Raw genomic sequence first — 18,958 nt, forward strand, 5'->3', positions numbered from 1 at the left:
TCGTTATTTTATTTTGGTTGTAGCTGCTTTAAATAGTTAATGGCATCGTCAACATTTTTCACAGGTACAATTTTCATCTTTGTTCCAATGTCTTTTGCTGTTTTTACAGCAGTCGTATAATTGGATTCTAGCTCTGGATATTTTGCCTTCATATCTTGAGAAATTTCATCATCAGGGGCAAAAAAGATTTCCATATCGTCACGATCAGCAGCTATGATCTTATAATCAATTCCGCCAATTCGTCCAACTGATCCATCAATGAGCATTTCTCCTGTACCAGCGATGGCATAACCTTTCGTTAAATCCTCATCAAGAAGCTGATCTAAAATTTCAAGTGTAAACATCAATCCTGCAGAGGGACCGCCAATATCCTCTGTTTTCATTGTCACTTGTGGAATTGTTTCAATCGATTTGCTTTCTGTATATGAAATCCCTAAACCGGCTCTATGTTCTTGTGCATTTGGAATTTCTTGTAATGTAATCGTTGCCTGTTGTTGTTCCCCATTACGTATAAATTGAATCGTTACTTGATCGCCAAGCTGTTTAGGCTGTAAAAGCTCAACAAGCATTTGTTGATTAGTTATTTTTTGACCATCAACCTCAATTATTTCATCCCCAGCTTTTAAGATGCCATCTGACGCTCCACCATCTAACACATTTAATATAAAGACACCATTAAAATGGACTTTTGTCTCTAATCCAGCTCTTTGGAAAGCCACATATTTTGCATTAAATTGCGAATCAGACATTAATTTTAACTGTCGAACATTATATTCCTCATCATCCTCTAATGGATTGCGGACTTGTTCAATATCCATGAGCTTTTGATATTTTTGAGTTTTAGCCCATAAGTACGAAAACGGTGTGGCTTGCTGCATTGCTACCGTCATTAGACTCAGGGACCCTAAGCTATCAGCTTCCTTGCTATCGACAGTAACAAATTTACTGACATCATAAGCGCTACCAGGTTTCATTATATACGCGTCTAGTCGGTACAACATCATAAAACAAATCACGACTATTAACACAGCATAAATTCCAATTTTTTTCTTCACTTGAATACACCTCCTAGGACGCTTGTAAAAACCATACGTTCATGTTTTTGCCTTTCTCACATATATTGATTTTAGCATTTGCCTATGTGAATGACAAAAAGTTGAAACGAGATGATAACATGTTTGCTACAATTCAAATAGCTCTCTGCGTAATTCTAATTCTCTTACTCTTGTTATTCCCACAAACCGCTCATAGTGGTACTGATTTAGGCTTAACTCTTTTCATGGAGGCGCTATTTCCGTATTTATTGCCGTATCTGGTGTTAACACAATGGCTCCTGCGTTTAACAGCCCCTATGCGAACAAAAACGAAAAGAGCTTCTTTATACGTACAAGCCTATGTTATTAGCGCACTTGGAGGCTACCCAACTGGGGCGACAACTATTGTTTATTTAAAAAATAGTGGTCAGTTACATCCCAAGGAAGCAAATTTTCTACTTGCTGTTTGTCATGCACCAAGTCCTTTATTTGTTTTAGGTTTTGTAAGCCTTGATTTACTACACAGTAATACGTTCGGATGGTTGTTTTTATGTTTACTACATACGTTTAATATTTGTTGCTTAATAATTGGTTACTTCTTATTTCGCAAAACGGATTCACCAAGTATCTCCGTACACAACACTACACTGTATATGGCTCCTTTTTCTGAAAGTATTAAAGAAACAGCCCCAACAATTCTGTTAGTGGGCACAACCATTATCTTTTTCACAACCATTCAGACCATTGTGCAACAGGGTTTAGATCAACTAATACCGAAGCTTCCTTATAGTATTGAACTTTCCTTAGCCGCAATCCTAGAAGTGACAAACGGTCTTAAAATGACTGTCACGGCCTTCCCAGATCTCTCGTATACCCCTTTACTAGTCGTCATTCTGTTGACGATGCAAAGTATAAGTATTCACTTACAAATTTTTGTGATTGCTAAATCAGCCAAACTTTCTGTGAGACCTTATATAAAATTCCGCCTTCTTAGCATAATCATTGTACCAACTATTTATGCTCTATTTTTTCTGTAATAATTAGTTTTCGATGATAAAAAAGAGGATGTCACTTTATTACCGACATCCTCTTAACCCACTATTGAGTAAACCCATATTTTTCTTTTAAAGCTTGTACAACACATTCTGGAACTAGTTCATTTACATCACTTCCGTATTTCGCAACCTCTTTTACTATACTGGAACTTAGGAATGAGTATTGGTTTTTCGTCATAATGAAAAATGTTTCAATTGTTTCATCTAAAAAACGGTTCATGGAAGTAATTTGCATTTCATATTCAAAATCTGAAACTGCTCGTAAGCCACGTACAATGGCCTTAGCTTTTTTTTCCTTTGCATAGTCTATCAGAAGACCTGAAGAACTTTCTATCCGAACATTAGGTAATGCTTTTGTTACTTCAGCCATTAAAGCCATACGTTCCTCTACAGAAAACAACGGATTCTTTGCTGAATTGTTTAATACGGCTACATATACGATATCAAACACATCCGCTGCACGTTTAATAATATCTAAATGGCCGAATGTCACAGGGTCAAAACTTCCAGGAACTACAGCAATTTTCTCTGACAACTTATTCTCCCTCTTCCTCTGTACAGCGATAAACAGATATAATTGTTCCGCCATATGTTTCTTGTCTTTTTAAAACAAACTCACCAAAACTTTGAGGTAATGGTACTTCTTTCGCATGTTCACACAAAATTATACCGTTTTGTTGTATTTTTTTATTATCAACCAGTAATTGCACCAAGTCATAATATTCCTTTTGATGATAAGGTGGATCTAAAAAAACTAGTGAAAACGTAATATCGCGTTTTAATAGCGCTTTCACCGCTCGCTTTGCATCAATACGAAAAAGCTCGGTTTGTTCTTCATAACGGCATTTTTTAATATTTTCTTGCAGCACCTGAAAGGCTTTTGCATCTTTTTCAATAAAAATAGCACACTCTGCACCACGACTTAGTGATTCAATGCCTAAACCACCGCTTCCTGCAAACAAATCAAGAGCAGTCCCTCCATCAAAAAACGGACCAATCATATTAAAAATTGATTCCTTTACTTTATCGGTTGTAGGTCTTGTCGTATTCCCAGTTATCGCCTTTAGCGGCATTCCTTTACGCTCTCCTGCTACAACTCTCATATAAGCATATCACCGTACTTTCATCCATATAAAGTATTTTTGCAGCGAAGGGGAATCCTCCGCTGCAAAAATTATTGTTGCTCTTGTGTTAATACTTGAATACGTTCCTCTTTCTTTTGTAATTCGACTAAGAATAAACGTTGTAACCAAGCTTCTTCCACGTAATAGTGATCTGCAATTTTAATAATTGGTTCAGAAATAGTTGAATATCTTCGCTGATTAAATACATAAAACCCAGGTTCTTTCGGGAATCGGAATGTACGATGCTCACTATTTACATAATAGCCATTCTTCCCTTCGCCAACCGAATAACCAAGATAAGGTAATAACGTATCTGCCGTATATAGCGCTTGACCTTCATATAGAATAACATGAACGTCTTTTTTCAACACATCATTCACATACACATCGCGAGAATCCTCAAATAATAATGGGTATGTTCCGTTTTTCAGGCCTGCATTTAATGTAAAGTAAGATGTTTTAGCATCCAATACTTGCGATAAATACTTGTCTATTGTATCTGGTGATATAGGTTCATCCCTAAGTTTTTTCAACATTTCCTGCCAAGCCTGCTGTTGACTATCTGTCATGTAATCATTTAATGTCTTCACGATTTTCTTTGCTTTATCTCCACCAATTGGGTCGTTTACTAAATAGGATGCCACAACTTCTAACAACCATTCTGGCGAGTCTACAAAATTATATTGCGATTTTATTTGGGACAAAATTACTTCCTGTTCAACAGCTTGTGCTGTAAGTGTTGGTAAAAATAACAATCTTTCATCATGGACTGTTGCAGGATTTTTTTCTTGAATAATCGCGATATGTTCATCATTTAAAAACTGTAAATTCTCTAATGATTTTAGGAAATCATTTGGAATTGCCTGCTGTGCATAAATAGATAACACAGGCGTTTGTTCTTGGACTTTGAGTTTCCCTGCTTGCCAATAAAGATCATGAACAGTACCGTTGCCTCTAAACATTGTATAATTAACAAGTGATAGCTGTTGTTGACCTACTAATGGCAGACCAGTAATCCATTGTCCGTTAATTTTACTATCTGTAGAAATATGAACAATCGAATAGGACGCTTCACCATTTATTAGTGTAGCAAAAACATCTTGAAGGAGCATCTTATTTTTCAAGCCACCCTCAATCGGAATTATGTATGACACAGATTGTGATTTTGTTTCCCCTTTGGCAAAATAAGAGACCTCATCTGATAATCGATCACAGCTATTTTCATTCTCGATAAAGCAACTAGGGTTTGTTGCTTTTTCTGGCCATTTAATTTTTACCTTTTGATTGGGTAAATTTTTAAAATGCTGACGAATATCTAAGCTATTTTCACGATAGACAATCTCAATTTCCTGCGAATAATGAAAATCCCCTATGCCAGTTTCTAAATCAGATGAGTAAGCATGGTACTGGAAAAATAACGTTCCTGCAATAATAAGTACTAAAATAGAAAAAAAGCTTAATGCAAATTTCATGTGCTTGACCTCCCGCAGCATGATACTATGAGTATTGGAAAGGATGTGCAATTATTATGCCACAACAATTTATAGAATTAGGAGAAGGCTATGGTGATGTTTACGAGCTACTCGAAATTATTAAAACAAATCAAGAACGCTTTCATCAGGCCTTTATACTAACATCTACAAAAGAAGATAAAAAGGTAATCTCTTTAGCTGTTGCCTTCAAACCAGTCGGCGAAAGTAAGTTCATGCCAATTTATATTTGTCGCGAAGGTATTCCTTATAAAGATGAGCAACCAACTAAGCGACAAAATATGTTTGAAGCACAAATAGAACAACTCGATCGAAAAGCAGTTGTTGTAGAAATAAAGCACTCATCTATATTTTCGGAATCAAAACTATTTTATCAATACTTAATCGGCATATTAAGACTAAATAACTATATACCAGCATTAGTATAATATTATAGACCTACTTTATAGTCATATTCCTTTGCTTTATCTGGCTTTGCATTTTCATATTCAGTTTTCACAAATGGACGATAAGATTCCACAACGTCTTTCACAAAAGGAAGACGTTGTAATTTTGTTGTCATCATATCAATGTCCTCACGATCGCAGTACAGCACTACATATTTTTGCCTTCTAGAAATATAAAGAACATGACCATATTTCCGAAGAGACTTCGCATGTTTTAATTGATGGACGTAAACGATTAGCCCTTGTCGTTCGTTCATATTGGATTCCCTCATTTCTTACATAAAAGAATACCATAGACCAGAAAATGATAGCAACAGAGTTTAGCTGACAGAACGCTCGATTTTCCGTTATAATGGAAAAGCATACTACGTTAAACATCGTAGGAATTCGAATCAGTTGTTTTAAATGACTTAAATGATTATTTTTCCATTGATTGCATGTAAATTTTGCTGAAGATGATAATGCCTCAAACCTCCATCATTGATGATGGAAAAAATCGGCATGAAAGATTCATCATTCAATTAACTAATTACTAGTTTTATAAAGCTCTCGGACGGTCGTTGAGCATTTGTTAATCATTGAACAATGAATTCACCATTACTTTTATAGGAAGAAAATTGTTAAGGAGGACGAATATGGGGAAGAAAACTAAAATAGCAATTGCAATCGCAGCTGCAAGCGCGGCAGCTTGGGCAGGTAGTAAAGCTATTTCTAAACCACAGCAACGTGAAGGTAAACAAGCTTTACAATTTGATCGCCCTATCATTCTTGCACATCGTGGCGGAGCTCATTTAGCACCTGAACATACTATAATAGCCTTTGACAAAGCAGCACAGCTAGGCGTTGATGGCTTTGAAATTGACATACGTTTAACAAAAGACGAGGAAATTATTGTTTTCCACGATGATACAGTCGAACGTACAACAGATGGCTACGGTCTCATAGCTGATATGACATTGGCTGAAATCAATGCCTTAAACCACGGCTATCAATTTGAAGATTTGGATGGAGCCTTCCCCCACCGTGAGGATAAATTAGATGTTGTAACATTACGAGAGCTACTTGAGTCTTATCCAAATATGTTAATCAATATTGATATTAAAGATGCCCCAGAAACTTATGAAGGAAGTCTAATGCCTTCTAAACTCTGGCGCTTAATTGAGGAACTTGGTGCAGAAGATCGTGTTGTTGTGACAAGTTTTTATGGAGAGCAAATAGATCGCTTTAATTTATATGCTCAAAATCAGGTGGCACTTGGTGCAGGAGAATCAGATGTGAGAAAAGCGTTTGCTTCCTTCTCCAGTCAATTCGGACATTTATATCATCCAAAAGTAGATGTTTTCCAAATCCCTCCTAAATCAGGTGTTATCGCATTAGATTCTCCAAAGTTTATTCAGTTTCTAAATAATCTCAACATCCCTGTTCATTATTGGACAATCAATGAAATAGAGACGATGAAAAAATTAATTAATAACGGCGCAAAAGGGATTGTTACTGATCGCCCCGATATTGCTACAGAGTTATTTCAAACTCAAGATTCTTAACAAGGATACGCGCTATAAAAAGGGAAGGCCACTAAATAACCGCCTTCCCTTCTTTCATTTATCTATAGGTTTATTCTAAATAATGTAATACTGCATCGGTTACTTCTCGTAATGTTGCTGTTCCATCTAAATCTGGCGTTTTAATTCCCCGCGCCAATGTCAATTCTATAGAGCGCAAGATGTTAGTTCCCGCATCCTGATAGCCAAGAAAATCAAGCATCATTTTTCCGGTCCATATTTGCCCAATTGGATTTGCAATCCCTTGACCTGCTATATCAGGTGCAGAGCCATGAACAGGCTCAAACATAGACGGATACACGCCCTCTGTATTTATATTGGCTGCTGGTGCTATACCAATGCTCCCCATGATGGCACCCCCTAAATCTGTTAAAATATCACCAAATAAATTGGATGCTACAATAACATCAAAGTTTTCAGGCTTCATTACTAAAAAAGCCGCTAATGCATCTATATGATTAGATGTTTTCCTCACTTCTTCATATTCTTTCCCAACTTGTGCAAATACTTCATCCCAAAATGGCATACTGTAGGTAATGCCATTTGATTTTGTGGCACTTGTCACATGTTGCCTACGGGCTTTAGCTAGTTCAAAAGCATACCGCATCGCACGTTCTGTACCCTTTCTTGTAAAAATGGCATTTTGGATCGCTACCTCATCTTGACCACTATGTATTCTCCCACCACTTTCAGCATACTCCCCTTCAGAATTTTCTCTGACAACAATAAAATCAAACCCATTAGGATGACGTAAAGGTGAAGGTAAACCTTGTAGTAGTTTTGCAGGTCGTACATTAATAGATTGCTGCATCTCGCGGCGAATTTTAATAAGTAAGCCCCTGCAGCCTTATTGAGAACCTCTATGGCGGCTGGTACCACCTCTTTTCCTATTCCATCCCTGGTATGACAACAATCCCATATGTTTCCATTTATGTTACCCCCTTTAATAATTGTATAGAAAAAGACTGTAAACAAACTCTGTTCATAGCTTCGAGTTGTCTACAGTCTAGGATAGATGTGTTTCTACACATCTTAATTTACGCTGAGCAAGAGCATGACCCACCCGAGCCACACCCACCTCCGCAAGAAGAACCAGATGCAAAGAATGGATTGCTAACAGGCACTTTTACCGCTTCAGAGACCGTTTTACCTACAAGTAGGCTAATCTCATCAAGCAAGTCCTGAAAATCGTTTTCAGCAATTTTTAATGCTGAAACCTTTTCATTTAAGTCGAGTGCCCTTTTCTGCTGGCGAATCGACTTCATAATTGTATGGTAGTCCGGATGATATTTTCCGAAACGTTGTACATCTTCGTACTGCTCTTTCATGCGATTAAATGCGTAAATAGCTTCTACAATTTGTGCATCACTATAAACCGCATCATACGCTTGTTGGAGCGCCATCGCAGGTTCTGAGGAAAGAATCATCTCACAAAGCGCTTCCGCCTCATCTAAAATGAATACCCAGTCAGAGGTCATCATCATTTTTAATTCCCCCAATCTCTTTTCCATCATAACAGATTTTATGGTAATTTTACATTATTGAGATTTTTAATGAAAGAGGTTTTCCAATTGATGACAACATACAAAGAAGAAATCAATCAATTATTAGCGGCAATTTTACAAGAAAGTACTGAGGAAGATGAAGAAGTTTTATTACATCTCTTAAATGGGCTTCGAGAAAAACAGCAAGGCATACATCGTCGCTATATTAACGCTGCCTTACATATGGTCGGGAAATTTGAGCCTGAGATCAGTGAGGTCCGTATTCCAATTACACCAGTTATTCATAACACGATTAAGGTGCCACATGGTGGCATTATTGCGACTATTGCCGACGCAGCTATGGGCGGGCTTGCGTCACGCTCTGTACCAAAAGGATTTAATGTAGTTACTACAAATATGAATGTAACGTATATTGCCACAACAACGAATACAGAATTAATTGCGCATGGTCGTTTTGTCCATAAAGGACGACAAACACTTGTAATGGAATGTGATATCGAAGATGAGACAGGACGCAAGCTAGCCATTGCTACAGGCTCATTTTTTATTATTCGGCGTCGGTAAGTAGACCTGAAAAATAATCCTTGATACATTGTTGATCGGAAAAAGGGTATTTTTGATTTTTAATTTGCTGTGTTTGTTCATGCCCTTTTCCGGCAACAAGGACAATGTCTCCTTTTTTCGCCTTTGCTAACGCTTGATGGATAGCGACTTTACGGTCTAAATATATTTCGTAGTATTGTTGCTCTGTAAAACCAGCAATAATACTTTCGTTAATAATAATTGGATCTTCATCTCGGGGATTATCCGTTGTTAAATAAATGACGTCGGCATATTTACTTGCTACAGCACCCATGGCAAAACGTTTCGCCTTATCCCGATTCCCACCACAACTAAAGACAAGATAAATCGTTTTCGAGCGATCGAAGGTTTGTAATACTGCTTGCAGGGCTTCTGCAGTATGGGCATAATCAACATATACATCAATTCCTAATGGGTTATCAATCCTCTCAAGCCTACCCTCTGGGAGCCTTAAGGACCACATATGTCCAACTATATCATCCATTGAAATACCTAAGCGCCATACTGCCATTAATGCAGCAACAGTATTCTGCACATGATATTTTCCTACAAAAGGGATTTCTACAATATGCTCACTCGATGAGGTTTGTAAGCAAAGTACTGTTTTGCCAACTGTTTCACTGATAATTTGGATATGTAAATCATTGTGATTATCAAAACCAAATGAGCAGGATTTTTTCTTATCATAAATTCCAACAGAACGGCAAAAGTTATCATCCCCATTTAATACTAGCTTTTTAGATAAATCCGCTAATCTTTTCTTCGCACGCTTATAGGCTTCTAATCCCCCATGATCTTCTAAATGATCTTCAGATAAGTTTAAAAACACACCACAATCAATATCACAATGATCAAGTCTATGTTGTTGTAACCCCATTGAAGAAGCTTCTAATACAACATGCGTGACACCTTTGCGTACACATTGTTTTAATATCGGATGTAATTCTTTGGCCTGCAATGTTGTAAGCTGCTCATAAGATGTCTGTTGCTTTTCACCATTGAAGTAAAAGCCAATCGTTCCTATAACTGCTGCTTTTTTATGTAGAGCGTTTAAAAGCTGACTAACAAAATGACTCACTGTTGTCTTACCATTTGTCCCTGTTATCGCAATGACACTTAATGCTTCTGCTGGAAAAGAAGCTAGCTTCGCACTTGCATACGATAGAAATAGCGCTGTATTAGGGACCCACACAAAAGGAATTTCTTTATCAATAATTGGTAAAGAAATACTTTCCTCAGAGACGATTGCCGCTGCTCCACGAGCCAAAGCTTCCTTGACAAAACGACTTCCTGTAGTTTTTTTGCCTTTCCGTACAATAAAAATGTCGCCTGGTTGTACTGCCTGTGCATAGTCCTCTACGCCTGTAATTTCTGTTCGAATCGATCCTCCTGTCACACTACATGGCCAGTCTTTTAATAACTCAGCTAATTGCAAACCTCTTCCCCCTTTCAGTTCTCTATCATATGACGGCCTTTGTAACGGTGTGACGAAAAATGTAGAAGCCAATGGGGGCATGGCAAGCACAAAAAAATGAAGACAAACCTAATTACTAAGGCTTGCCTCCATGAAAATTTAATACGTTATGGTGATTGATCGGTCTTCTCTTCCTTAACGGGCTCTTCACTGTCCTGATCTTCGTTATTTTGCTCCTCACTATCCACTTTTTGTGAAGTAGGTTCTACATAAATTTGCGTATAATAATCTACGAAAACGCCTGAACCAACTTGTGAATATTTTTCATTTAAAAGAACCTTCCGATGTTCTGGAGAATTTGTCCAGCCTTGCATAGCCTCAATAGCATCAAAATAGGCAGTTGCTAGATTTTCATTTGCATCGCTATAGTCTATGTTCTGCGCTTGTAGCCTCTTTTTTAGATCTCCATTTTTCGGAGATTCATGTGATAAAAAATTTTGTACTTTCATGTCTTCACTATGCATTTTTGCTGTATTTTCCAATGATTCATTCATCTCTACAGGCGGCAACCCATGATGTTCTCTCGTTACATTAAGTAAATCATCGAGCTGTTTAGCATTCGCTACATCAATTTCTTGCTGCAAAAATGAAGAAGGGGGTCTACGTCTAACTAGCTCACCTTGATAGCTCATTTCATATGGTTGATGAAGGACAAGTGTTTCACTGTTGGTATATCGTATTCCCTGTAACTCGCTTGTTTCTCGATCAATATAGAGCTGAGCATATAGCCCATCAAATTTGACCAGCAACCTTGTTTGCATATCTTCTTCATTCATTGAGAATATGTAAATATTATCACCAACATTGGCCGCTACCTCATAATCAATGATTGTCATGCGGTAGATTTCATCTCGTTTTTGCCCAACTTTAAAAGGAAATGCATCGATATCTTGTCCTGCTATGTAAACTTGCGTCACGACGTTATTTTCAACGCCAATCATAAAAAAGGTAGAAACATCTTTATTATAAACCCACCATTCATAACCAAATGAAGAAGGTTCTTTTCTTACTGGTTCCCCATATTTTTCCAAAATAATTTGTGTACCTTTCCCTATTAATGTTGAAATGCCCGTTTGTGGACGTGTCATTGCTCCTACAGCAGGCTGTTTTAGTTCTGTTTGAGGGATTATATTTGAATTGGTACTCGGGCCTTCTAGTGGTTCATTTTCCTTAGGGGTATTAAAAAACATAAAGCCGATTAATGCCATTGCACCACAAACCATTAATATGCGGAATAAAGCTTTCATACAGGACTCCTTTCATCACCATTATTGTAAGTTATTATATCAATTGTAATTGGGTTGACACAATGTTGTCATTGCAACAATGTCGAATATGCTCTATTATAAAAATGAGCGTATACTTTGTACGAGAACCTAAAGGAGGATTATACATGTATTTTGAAAATACTAACCTTGAAAATTTAACAGCTGATCAAGAGCTAATTGTCAGCATTATGAAAAAACATGGTTTAGAATGTGATGGCGGCTGGGATTACGAACGTATGACATTCGATAAACGTTTCGATACTCGTGAAGGTCGCTATTACCTACGCGTATTCGCATATGCCATTTCTGGTGATGTTGGCGCACATGATGCCATCCTTACATTAATGAAACCAGCACTTGGTAAATATTATTATCCACATGGTGTAGAATATGGGGATGATGAAGTTTACCCAGCACACCTTGTAAAAAAATGTGAAGAAATCTTAAAAAAGGTTAAATTAGAATTAGATCAATTCTCAATCGAACCTACACATAAAAATAACTTTGAACCTGTTAACGCACGCTAATCAATCTTTACTGTTTGAAAAGTGATATAGCATTAAATAGCTTCATTGTTACGAAAAGACTGGCAGCCCAGTCTTTTTTATTTTGAGTAAAATTTTGATTTCTTCTCATACTACCTATATCTATAACAAGATGTAGGTGAGAAAATTGTTGTCATTTTTTAATCGTCCTTTTTTTCGTCATCCCATTATCGTCATCGCAGTTGGGATTTTTATCCTCTGGTTCATTTCAATATCATTGCCGATCTTACTTGCCTACTTAACTGCATTACTTTTAGAACCTATTATTGTTCGAATGAGCAAACGTTTTCGAAAAAAGCGTAAGATAGTGGTCTCCATCTTTTTTTTATTTTTTCTAAGTATATCTTTATTATTATGTACGCTTATCATCTATGTAAGCTGGAAACAATTTTCATCTTTTATTATTCATATTCCAGACTATCTGAATCAACTCTCGGCCATATGGATTCAAATGCAATCTAAACTAAGTAACCACACCTATCATTTGCCTGTAGAACTAGTTTCACAAATTCAATTCATGATTGCAAGAGCTTTAGCTTCAATCGAAAATTTTGCATTCTCTTTAACAAATGTCAACGTCTGGTCGACTTTACTAACGTATATCCCAACACGTTTATTTGATATTTTTGTTTATTGGATTGTCTTATATATGTTGCTTTTGGAATTACCAACCATCAATCAAAAATTATTAATGCCCGTTCCATTTCATTACCATCAAAAAATCGTATTTATTGGGCACCGAGTTAAACTAGCCCTATTCGGATTTTTGAAAGCACAATTACTGGTAGGTGTAAGTATTTTTGCATTAGCGATCGCAGCTTTTTATTTTCTCAAAACACCCTTTCCTCTATTGTTAGCACTGCTGCTTGTCGTTTTAGACTTCATCCCATTTCTTGACTCATTTATTTTATTAGTCCCTTGGGCTATTTATCAAGTATTTGCTGGCGATTACCTTTATGCTGTTGTGTTAATTTTATTAACAGTGGGACAATTTTTAGTTCGTCGGATGATTGAGCCGAAAATAATAGGCGATAAAATTGGACTTTCTTCACTTTCTACCTTTATTGCGATGTTTATCGGTTTTAAAATTTTTGGTTTTCTAGGTATTTTAATTGGACCATTACTTTTTGTAGTGGTGCTCTCATTAATTCAGCCAACGACAAAAAACCTCCCACCTGTCCAAAAATAAGGTGGGAGATTTTTTTAAAATCCTAAAATGGCTTTAATAACAGATGTTGTTTCGCCTGGTTCAAATAGAATATACAATAATAAATAAACAAGTACGCCAGTAATAGCGACGAAGAACCAAATAATACTTGTAATCGGTCCGATGCGTCGGTGTAGTTTAAGATTTGTTTTAAGACCCGAAATAATACTAACAATCCCAAACACGGCCCCAGATGTTGCCAAGATGATATGGAAAATCAAGAAGAACGTATAATATGGTTTTAGATGTTCTCCTCCACCAAATGCAGTATTTCCAATAAACACAGTACGTGAAGCATAAATGATAAAGAAGATCAGTGCAGCAACACCTGCAGCAAGCATTACTTTTTTATGTCCTTCTACATTTCTTTTTATAATTAAGCCCCATCCTATCGCTACTAGTACAGCACTAATCACGATAAACGATGTACTAATAGTAGGCAAAATTTCCAATTCCATTGTCAAAACCCCTTATACAAAGTAAATTTCTATTTTACAATTAATGCTGCTGTTGACTCTCCCATTGTTTTTGATGGGCAGCTAATGCATCAGCAGTAATTTTATCTGGATCTTTTTGTTCAGAACGATACCATTTTGTAAAGATTGCACCAAGTAATATACCAAAAATAAGTTCTTGTATGATTTTCATAAGTACGCCACCTAGCTGCTGGTCTGCAACAGGTTTCATGTCTGTAAACAACTCGGGCCCTGATAATGATAACCCTGACAACGTAGAGGCTGGAACACAAAGCTCCATTGCCTTTAACCATGCATCTCCATTTGTATAGGTTTCGTACATGGCATTAGGTGCAAAAATGATTAATCCACAAGCAGGTGTAATTAAAACGGCATTGGCAATAATATAGCCTAATTTATGCAAGGGCTTCATTTGATTTCTATCTGGTATATTTTGAATTAAAGGCCAGTACATAAAAACAGCGGATAGAAATAATACAAATGTATAGGTACCATGTAGTGTTTCATTTAATTTAATATAATCTAATACTGCAGGTAAATGATAGAAGGAAAATAAACCAATAAACACAAAGACAGCAACAACTGGTAATGTCAGTACTTTAAACAGGGTTCTAACAACCGGTGCTTCAATAGCGACCTTCCAAACCCACCAAGGGATTCCTTTAATTAAAAAAATAGGTACAAGTAATAATAAGATAGCCATTTGCACCATATGCATGGTAAACATAATGTGAGCCATTAAATCCACTGGAGATCCTTTGATGATATAAATTGTAATCATGGCTAACATGAAATAAATGGCTTCTCCCTTTTTTAAAGGTTCACTTACTTTAAAATCTTTACGCCACTTTACTGTGACTAAAAAATAGATGATTGTTATAAAAACAAGAACTCCTATTAAATATGGGCTCCATAATGCTTGGAAACCAAATATACTAAGTGGCATATAGAACGCACTCCTTTAAACTTCAATACCCCTATTATAAAACGCTTACAGCTATACTGCAATGAACGAACGGTGAACAAATGTTAAGTTTGCCAGTGTTGGCTTCTTTTTGCAACCTTCACTATTTATATTCCAGCTTAAAAATACAAAAAGCACGTTCGTATAAAGTGACGAACGTGCTTTTTTGGTGTTTACCACCAAATGATTGTTAAAAAGGCTAAGAAGAATGTAAATGCGATTAACATTCCCACCCACATGAAGAAACCAATAACGCCACCGAAGTGAGTTTTTTTGTCTTCTAAGTGCATGAAAGAATAAAGCTGAAGTACAACTTGAACACCAGCTAACAATAAAACGAATGGCATAATTAAGTATTTAGAAAAATCAGCTGCAACTACTGCGAATGCGATAAACGTAAAGAATATCATAAGCGCGAAGTTGATTACTTGTTTACGCATATGAACGGCATTATGATGTCGATCATACTCATATTGTGCCTGTGACTTAGCAACTATAGGTGTATCGTGTGAAGACATTATCCGATCACTCCCATCAAGTAAACTACTGTAAAGATGAATACCCAAACTACGTCAATAAAGTGCCAATATAAAGCAGCTACGAAGAATTTAGGTGCATTGTATAGGTTTAAACCACGTTTAGCATTACGGATCATTAAAGTTGCAATCCATACAAGACCTAAAGTTACGTGGAAACCATGTGTACCAACTAAAGAATAGAATGCAGTTGCGAATGCAGATTGGTTAAATGTAAAACCAAGATGCACATAGTGTTGGAATTCGTAGATTTCAAGTGCTAAGAATCCAAGACCTAATGCTAAAGTAATCGCTAACCAAGTTTGCATACCTTTAAAGTTAAAGTTACGCATGTGGTAAATTGCATAAACAGATGTTAGTGATGATGTTAATAATAACATCGTCATAGCAAATGCTAATGGTAATTCAAATAAACCTTGAGTTGTGAACTCCATGCCAGCTGGCCCTTTGTTCTTAAGCGCTAAGTAAGTAGCGAATAAACTTGCGAAAAGTACAACTTCACAGGCAAGGAAAATCCAGAAACCAACGACTTTGTTTTTACCTTCCATCGTAGCTTGTTCAGGATGATCTGGCCAAGTATGAGGAGTAAATTTAGTATTGAAATCCATTATTTATTTCCCCCTTTGCCATAAAGTTGCTCTTCAATTTCAAGAATTTCTTCTTTGTGTAAATGGAAGCCGTGATCATCTTTAATAGAACGGACAATCATTGCACCAAATGTAATAGCAAGACCACCGATTAAGATATAGATTGACCAAGGTTTATCTGCATCTGGATTATAAAGTGCACCGAATGCTGCAATAAACATACCTAATGAAATAACGAATGGAATCGCTGAGTTATTTGGCATATGAATATCACCGATTGGCTCAGCATATGTCATACCTTCTTTGTTACCTTCTTGTTTTTCAATCCAATATGGATCTAATCCACGAACAAGTGGAGTTTGACGGAAGTTATAGAATGGAATTGGCTGTGGAATAGCCCATTCTAATGTACGGCCATCGCCCCATGGATCGCGACCTGCTGGTTTACCTTTGATAGACATTAAGCAGTTGATTACCATCATGATAACCCCAACACCCATCATTAATGCACCGATTGTAGAAATATAGTTGAACTGATCCCAACCTTGACCTTCCATGTAAGTGAATACGCGACGTGGCATACCCATTAATCCTAGGAAATGTTGTACGAAGAATGTTAAATGGAATCCGATAAAGAATACCCAGAAAGTCCATTTCCCTAATGTTTCGTTTAACATACGGTTGAAGAAAATTGGCCAGTAGAAGTGCGCCGAACCAAATAATGCTGTAACGATACCACCAACGATTACGTAGTGGAAGTGAGCTACGATAAAGTAAGAATCATGTAATTGATAGTCTAGAGGTGCAGATGCTTGCATGACCCCTGTAACACCACCCGCAACGAATGACGGGATGAAACCAAGTGCATATAGCATTGGTGTTGTAACTTTAATAGATCCGCCCCAAATAGTTAGAATCCAGTTGAATACTTTCATACCTGTTGGAACCGCAATTGCCATTGTTGCAACAGCGAAGATTGCGTTTGCTGTTGGTCCTAGACCAACTGTAAACATGTGATGGGCCCAAACCATGAACCCTAAGAAACCAATTAAAATTGTTGCGAATACCATTGAAGAGTATCCGAATAAGCGTTTACGAGAGAACGTAGGAATAATCTCAGAGAATAAACCGAACGCCGGTAATACTAAAATATAAACCTCTGGGTGTCCAAAGATCCAGAATAAGTGCTCCCAAATGACTGTGTTACCACCCATTGTATGATCAAAGAAGTTACCACCGAACATACGGTCAAATAACATCATTAATAAACCAATTGTTAATGGAGGGAATGCGAATAAAATTAATGCACTTGAAACAAGAGCTGTCCATGTGAATAATGGCATACGCATGAATGTCATACCTGGAGCACGCATTGTAATAATCGTAACAATAAAGTTAAGACCTGAAATTAAAGTACCTGCCCCTGAAATTTGTAAACCAAGTACATAGAAGTCAATACCATGCCCTGGAGAATATAAAGATAATGATGCATATGAAGTCCAGCCCGCATCAGGAGCGCCACCCATAAAGAATGACAGGTGAAGGAATACTGCACCTAGGAAGAATAACCAGAACCCTAATGAGTTAAGGAACGGGAACGCAACGTCACGCGCACCAATTTGTAATGGTACAAGCATGTTCATAAATGCGAATAGTAATGGAGTAGCAGCTAGGAATAACATAGTTGTTCCGTGCATTGTTAATAATTCATTGAAAAAACCTGCTGATACGAAATCGTTATTAGGCTTCATTAACTGAATACGCATTAATAACGCTTCAAAACCAGCGATAGCGAAGAACAATGTTCCGGCTAATAAATACATGACTGCTAACTTTTTGTGGTCAACAGTAGTAATGTAATCCCAGACAGTTGCTCCAAAGCCCTTTTTCTGTGTGTATGAGCTCACAACTTTTACCTCCCTCAAAATTTGTTACATAGAACGAAAATTATTTTTCAACTGATAAGCCCATGATGTAAGTTGCAAGAGCTTTTATTTCTTCATCAGATAAATTGCCGTAAATAGGCGCAGTGCCTTCAGCATTCATCATTAAGTTACCTGGTTTAAATTCCTCTGGGTTTTTAATCCAAGCCTCTAGATTTTCTTCATTGTGTTCTAAGAAACCAGCAACACGGTTACGGTCACCAAACGTAGTTAAGTTTGGACCTGGTGTACCGCCTGCTCCTGAACCTGAGATAGCATGACAGCCTAAGCAGCTGTTAGCAAAAGTTGCTTCACCAAGATCTGTAGAAGCTTTGTCAGCAGTTTGTCCTTCAGTCGCTTTCATTGCATCAACCCATGCGTCAAATGCGTCTGGGCTTAATGCTTTTACTTTAAAGTCCATTAATGCATGTGAAGGTCCACATAATTCAGCACATTTTCCATAAAATACGCCATCTTTTAGATCTTTTGATTCTTTATCAAATACTAAGTAGAACTTGTTTAAGTTTTCTACGTTCGTATCCATTTTACCGCCTACAGCAGGAATCCAGAATGAGTGCTTAACATCGGCAGCTTTTAAATTAAAGTAAACCTTTTCACCTGTTGGTACTACTAGCTCTTGAGCCGTTATGATACCTTGGTTAGGATATTCGAATTCCCACCAATATAATTTGGCTGTTACATTGATTGTTAGGGCAGTTTTGTTCCCTTCTTCATCTACCTCATCCATTGCAGCAACATCTGCAAATTTATAAGTAGTTGTAACAACTGGTACAGCGATAATTAATAATAAAATAATCGGTATAACTGTCCAAATCACTTCTAACGTATGACTACCCTCTACTTGCTTAGGGATAACATTTTCACCAACGCGTGAACGACGGAATTTTAAGAATGCAAGTAAATAAATAACCGATACTATTACTACTACTAGCGTCATAATTACAGTAGTTAACAGTAATAAATTCAATTGTTGTTTACCTACTTCTCCAGATGGTTTTAGTGTAGAAAGATAATCTTCACCGCAACCTGAAAGGAAAACCATCATCACTGCTAGAAGTGAAAAAAGACGCCATTTTTTAAGCCCTTTCATCATAGCTTAATTAAACCCCTCTTTCTTTGTTGTATTTTCATGCGTACATAGGACATTAGTTCTGTCTATA

Annotated in this window: 20 protein-coding genes and 1 pseudogene; 6 read left to right on the plus strand and 15 right to left on the minus strand. The window is 37.0% G+C overall.

All coding sequences use genetic code 11. The features are described from left to right. Positions 1-8 precede the first annotated feature (8 nt). Positions 9-1,055 (minus strand): SepM family pheromone-processing serine protease, encoded by a 1,047-nt coding sequence (locus tag AO843_RS13940; RefSeq protein WP_082389476.1) that lies wholly within the window; start codon positions 1,053-1,055, stop codon positions 9-11. Positions 1,056-1,174: 119 nt separating this feature from the next. Here AO843_RS13940 and AO843_RS13945 point away from each other — a divergent pair, with 119 nt between their 5' ends. Beyond that, the gene (locus AO843_RS13945; RefSeq protein WP_231630151.1) at positions 1,175-2,071 is read left to right on the plus strand and encodes a hypothetical protein; all 897 of its coding nucleotides are present in this window, start codon (positions 1,175-1,177) and stop codon (positions 2,069-2,071) included. Positions 2,072-2,132: 61 nt separating this feature from the next. Here AO843_RS13945 and coaD read toward each other — a convergent pair whose 3' ends face one another. The 3 genes from coaD to AO843_RS13960 all read right to left on the minus strand — a co-directional run bounded on the left by coaD (position 2,133) and on the right by AO843_RS13960 (position 4,685). Continuing rightward, positions 2,133-2,624, minus strand: a complete 492-nt coding sequence (gene coaD, locus AO843_RS13950; protein ID WP_054611701.1) for a pantetheine-phosphate adenylyltransferase — start codon at positions 2,622-2,624, stop codon at positions 2,133-2,135. Between the two features lies 1 nt (position 2,625). Further along, on the minus strand, positions 2,626-3,192 hold the full coding sequence (rsmD, locus tag AO843_RS13955; protein WP_054611702.1) for a 16S rRNA (guanine(966)-N(2))-methyltransferase RsmD: 567 nt from the start codon (positions 3,190-3,192) through the stop codon (positions 2,626-2,628). Positions 3,193-3,263: 71 nt separating this feature from the next. Then, positions 3,264-4,685, minus strand: a complete 1,422-nt coding sequence (locus tag AO843_RS13960; RefSeq protein ID WP_054611703.1) for a hypothetical protein — start codon at positions 4,683-4,685, stop codon at positions 3,264-3,266. Positions 4,686-4,741: 56 nt separating this feature from the next. On the opposite strand from AO843_RS13960, the gene AO843_RS13965 reads away from it, so the two are divergent. After that, positions 4,742-5,131, plus strand: coding sequence for a DUF7147 family protein (locus tag AO843_RS13965; protein WP_054611704.1), 390 nt, complete (start codon positions 4,742-4,744; stop codon positions 5,129-5,131). A 2-nt stretch (positions 5,132-5,133) separates the two neighbouring features. Here the strand turns inward: AO843_RS13965 and AO843_RS13970 are convergent, their stop codons facing one another. After that, entirely contained in the window at positions 5,134-5,406 is a 273-nt protein-coding gene (locus AO843_RS13970) for a YlbG family protein (protein WP_054611705.1), read from the minus strand. Between the two features lie 378 nt (positions 5,407-5,784). On the opposite strand from AO843_RS13970, the gene AO843_RS13975 reads away from it, so the two are divergent. Then, positions 5,785-6,693 carry a glycerophosphodiester phosphodiesterase gene (locus AO843_RS13975; protein ID WP_054611706.1) on the plus strand — a complete coding sequence of 303 codons (909 nt, stop codon included), beginning with the start codon at positions 5,785-5,787 and terminating at the stop codon, positions 6,691-6,693. 70 nt (positions 6,694-6,763) lie between these two features. Here the strand turns inward: AO843_RS13975 and AO843_RS13980 are convergent. Further along, positions 6,764-7,549 (minus strand): annotated as a pseudogene (locus AO843_RS13980) (isocitrate/isopropylmalate family dehydrogenase); the annotation flags it as partial. A 199-nt stretch (positions 7,550-7,748) separates the two neighbouring features. Next, positions 7,749-8,195, minus strand: coding sequence for a YlbF/YmcA family competence regulator (locus tag AO843_RS13985; protein ID WP_054611707.1), 447 nt, complete (start codon positions 8,193-8,195; stop codon positions 7,749-7,751). A 90-nt stretch (positions 8,196-8,285) separates the two neighbouring features. Between AO843_RS13985 and AO843_RS13990 the strand changes: the two genes are divergently transcribed. Beyond that, the gene (locus AO843_RS13990) at positions 8,286-8,780 is read left to right on the plus strand and encodes a PaaI family thioesterase (protein ID WP_197278926.1); all 495 of its coding nucleotides are present in this window, start codon (positions 8,286-8,288) and stop codon (positions 8,778-8,780) included. Here the strand turns inward: AO843_RS13990 and AO843_RS13995 are convergent. After that, the gene (locus tag AO843_RS13995; protein WP_054611709.1) at positions 8,764-10,233 is read right to left on the minus strand and encodes a UDP-N-acetylmuramoyl-L-alanyl-D-glutamate--2,6-diaminopimelate ligase; all 1,470 of its coding nucleotides are present in this window, start codon (positions 10,231-10,233) and stop codon (positions 8,764-8,766) included. The two genes, AO843_RS13990 and AO843_RS13995, sit on opposite strands and share 17 nt — an antisense overlap. 146 nt (positions 10,234-10,379) lie before the next feature. Continuing rightward, positions 10,380-11,519 carry a CAP domain-containing protein gene (locus tag AO843_RS14000; RefSeq protein ID WP_054611710.1) on the minus strand — a complete coding sequence of 380 codons (1,140 nt, stop codon included), beginning with the start codon at positions 11,517-11,519 and terminating at the stop codon, positions 10,380-10,382. A 146-nt stretch (positions 11,520-11,665) separates the two neighbouring features. Here AO843_RS14000 and AO843_RS14005 point away from each other — a divergent pair, with 146 nt between their 5' ends. Next, positions 11,666-12,067 (plus strand): YugN family protein, encoded by a 402-nt coding sequence (locus AO843_RS14005; RefSeq protein WP_054611711.1) that lies wholly within the window; start codon positions 11,666-11,668, stop codon positions 12,065-12,067. Between the two features lie 148 nt (positions 12,068-12,215). Beyond that, positions 12,216-13,274, plus strand: coding sequence for a sporulation integral membrane protein YtvI (gene ytvI, locus AO843_RS14010; protein WP_231630152.1), 1,059 nt, complete (start codon positions 12,216-12,218; stop codon positions 13,272-13,274). Between the two features lie 14 nt (positions 13,275-13,288). On the opposite strand, the gene AO843_RS14015 is transcribed toward ytvI, so the two are convergent. From AO843_RS14015 to coxB, 6 genes are all read right to left on the minus strand, one after another. After that, the gene (locus tag AO843_RS14015) at positions 13,289-13,750 is read right to left on the minus strand and encodes a DUF420 domain-containing protein (RefSeq protein WP_054611712.1); all 462 of its coding nucleotides are present in this window, start codon (positions 13,748-13,750) and stop codon (positions 13,289-13,291) included. Between the two features lie 40 nt (positions 13,751-13,790). Continuing rightward, positions 13,791-14,714 carry a cytochrome c oxidase assembly factor CtaG gene (gene ctaG / locus AO843_RS14020; protein ID WP_054611713.1) on the minus strand — a complete coding sequence of 308 codons (924 nt, stop codon included), beginning with the start codon at positions 14,712-14,714 and terminating at the stop codon, positions 13,791-13,793. Positions 14,715-14,905: 191 nt separating this feature from the next. Continuing rightward, on the minus strand, positions 14,906-15,250 hold the full coding sequence (locus AO843_RS14025) for a cytochrome C oxidase subunit IV family protein (protein ID WP_054611714.1): 345 nt from the start codon (positions 15,248-15,250) through the stop codon (positions 14,906-14,908). Next, on the minus strand, positions 15,250-15,876 hold the full coding sequence (locus AO843_RS14030; RefSeq protein ID WP_036125326.1) for a cytochrome c oxidase subunit 3: 627 nt from the start codon (positions 15,874-15,876) through the stop codon (positions 15,250-15,252). Before AO843_RS14030 ends, AO843_RS14025 begins: the two co-directional genes overlap by 1 nt. After that, positions 15,876-17,762 (minus strand): cytochrome c oxidase subunit I, encoded by a 1,887-nt coding sequence (gene ctaD, locus AO843_RS14035; RefSeq protein WP_054611715.1) that lies wholly within the window; start codon positions 17,760-17,762, stop codon positions 15,876-15,878. The genes AO843_RS14030 and ctaD overlap by 1 nt, the downstream gene beginning before the upstream one ends. A gap of 40 nt (positions 17,763-17,802) precedes the next feature. Continuing rightward, positions 17,803-18,891, minus strand: coding sequence for a cytochrome c oxidase subunit II (coxB, locus tag AO843_RS14040; RefSeq protein ID WP_054611716.1), 1,089 nt, complete (start codon positions 18,889-18,891; stop codon positions 17,803-17,805). Positions 18,892-18,958 lie beyond the last annotated feature (67 nt).

The organism is Lysinibacillus sp. ZYM-1 (genome assembly GCF_001308875.1).
Classification (GTDB): Bacteria; Bacillota; Bacilli; order Bacillales_A; family Planococcaceae; genus Lysinibacillus.

Coding starts and splice junctions, on each gene's coding strand:
- AO843_RS13945 (WP_231630151.1), top strand. CDS start 1,175: ATGTTTGCTACAATTCAAATAGCTCTCTGCGTAATTCTAATTCTCTTA.
- rsmD (WP_054611702.1), bottom strand. CDS start 3,192: ATGAGAGTTGTAGCAGGAGAGCGTAAAGGAATGCCGCTAAAGGCGATA.
- AO843_RS13960 (WP_054611703.1), bottom strand. CDS start 4,685: ATGAAATTTGCATTAAGCTTTTTTTCTATTTTAGTACTTATTATTGCA.
- AO843_RS13965 (WP_054611704.1), top strand. CDS start 4,742: ATGCCACAACAATTTATAGAATTAGGAGAAGGCTATGGTGATGTTTAC.
- AO843_RS13970 (WP_054611705.1), bottom strand. CDS start 5,406: ATGAACGAACGACAAGGGCTAATCGTTTACGTCCATCAATTAAAACAT.
- AO843_RS13975 (WP_054611706.1), top strand. CDS start 5,785: ATGGGGAAGAAAACTAAAATAGCAATTGCAATCGCAGCTGCAAGCGCG.
- AO843_RS13985 (WP_054611707.1), bottom strand. CDS start 8,195: ATGATGATGACCTCTGACTGGGTATTCATTTTAGATGAGGCGGAAGCG.
- AO843_RS13990 (WP_197278926.1), top strand. CDS start 8,286: ATGACAACATACAAAGAAGAAATCAATCAATTATTAGCGGCAATTTTA.
- AO843_RS14000 (WP_054611710.1), bottom strand. CDS start 11,519: ATGAAAGCTTTATTCCGCATATTAATGGTTTGTGGTGCAATGGCATTA.
- AO843_RS14005 (WP_054611711.1), top strand. CDS start 11,666: ATGTATTTTGAAAATACTAACCTTGAAAATTTAACAGCTGATCAAGAG.
- AO843_RS14015 (WP_054611712.1), bottom strand. CDS start 13,750: ATGGAATTGGAAATTTTGCCTACTATTAGTACATCGTTTATCGTGATT.
- ctaG (WP_054611713.1), bottom strand. CDS start 14,714: ATGCCACTTAGTATATTTGGTTTCCAAGCATTATGGAGCCCATATTTA.
- AO843_RS14025 (WP_054611714.1), bottom strand. CDS start 15,250: ATGTCTTCACACGATACACCTATAGTTGCTAAGTCACAGGCACAATAT.
- AO843_RS14030 (WP_036125326.1), bottom strand. CDS start 15,876: ATGGATTTCAATACTAAATTTACTCCTCATACTTGGCCAGATCATCCT.
- coxB (WP_054611716.1), bottom strand. CDS start 18,891: ATGATGAAAGGGCTTAAAAAATGGCGTCTTTTTTCACTTCTAGCAGTG.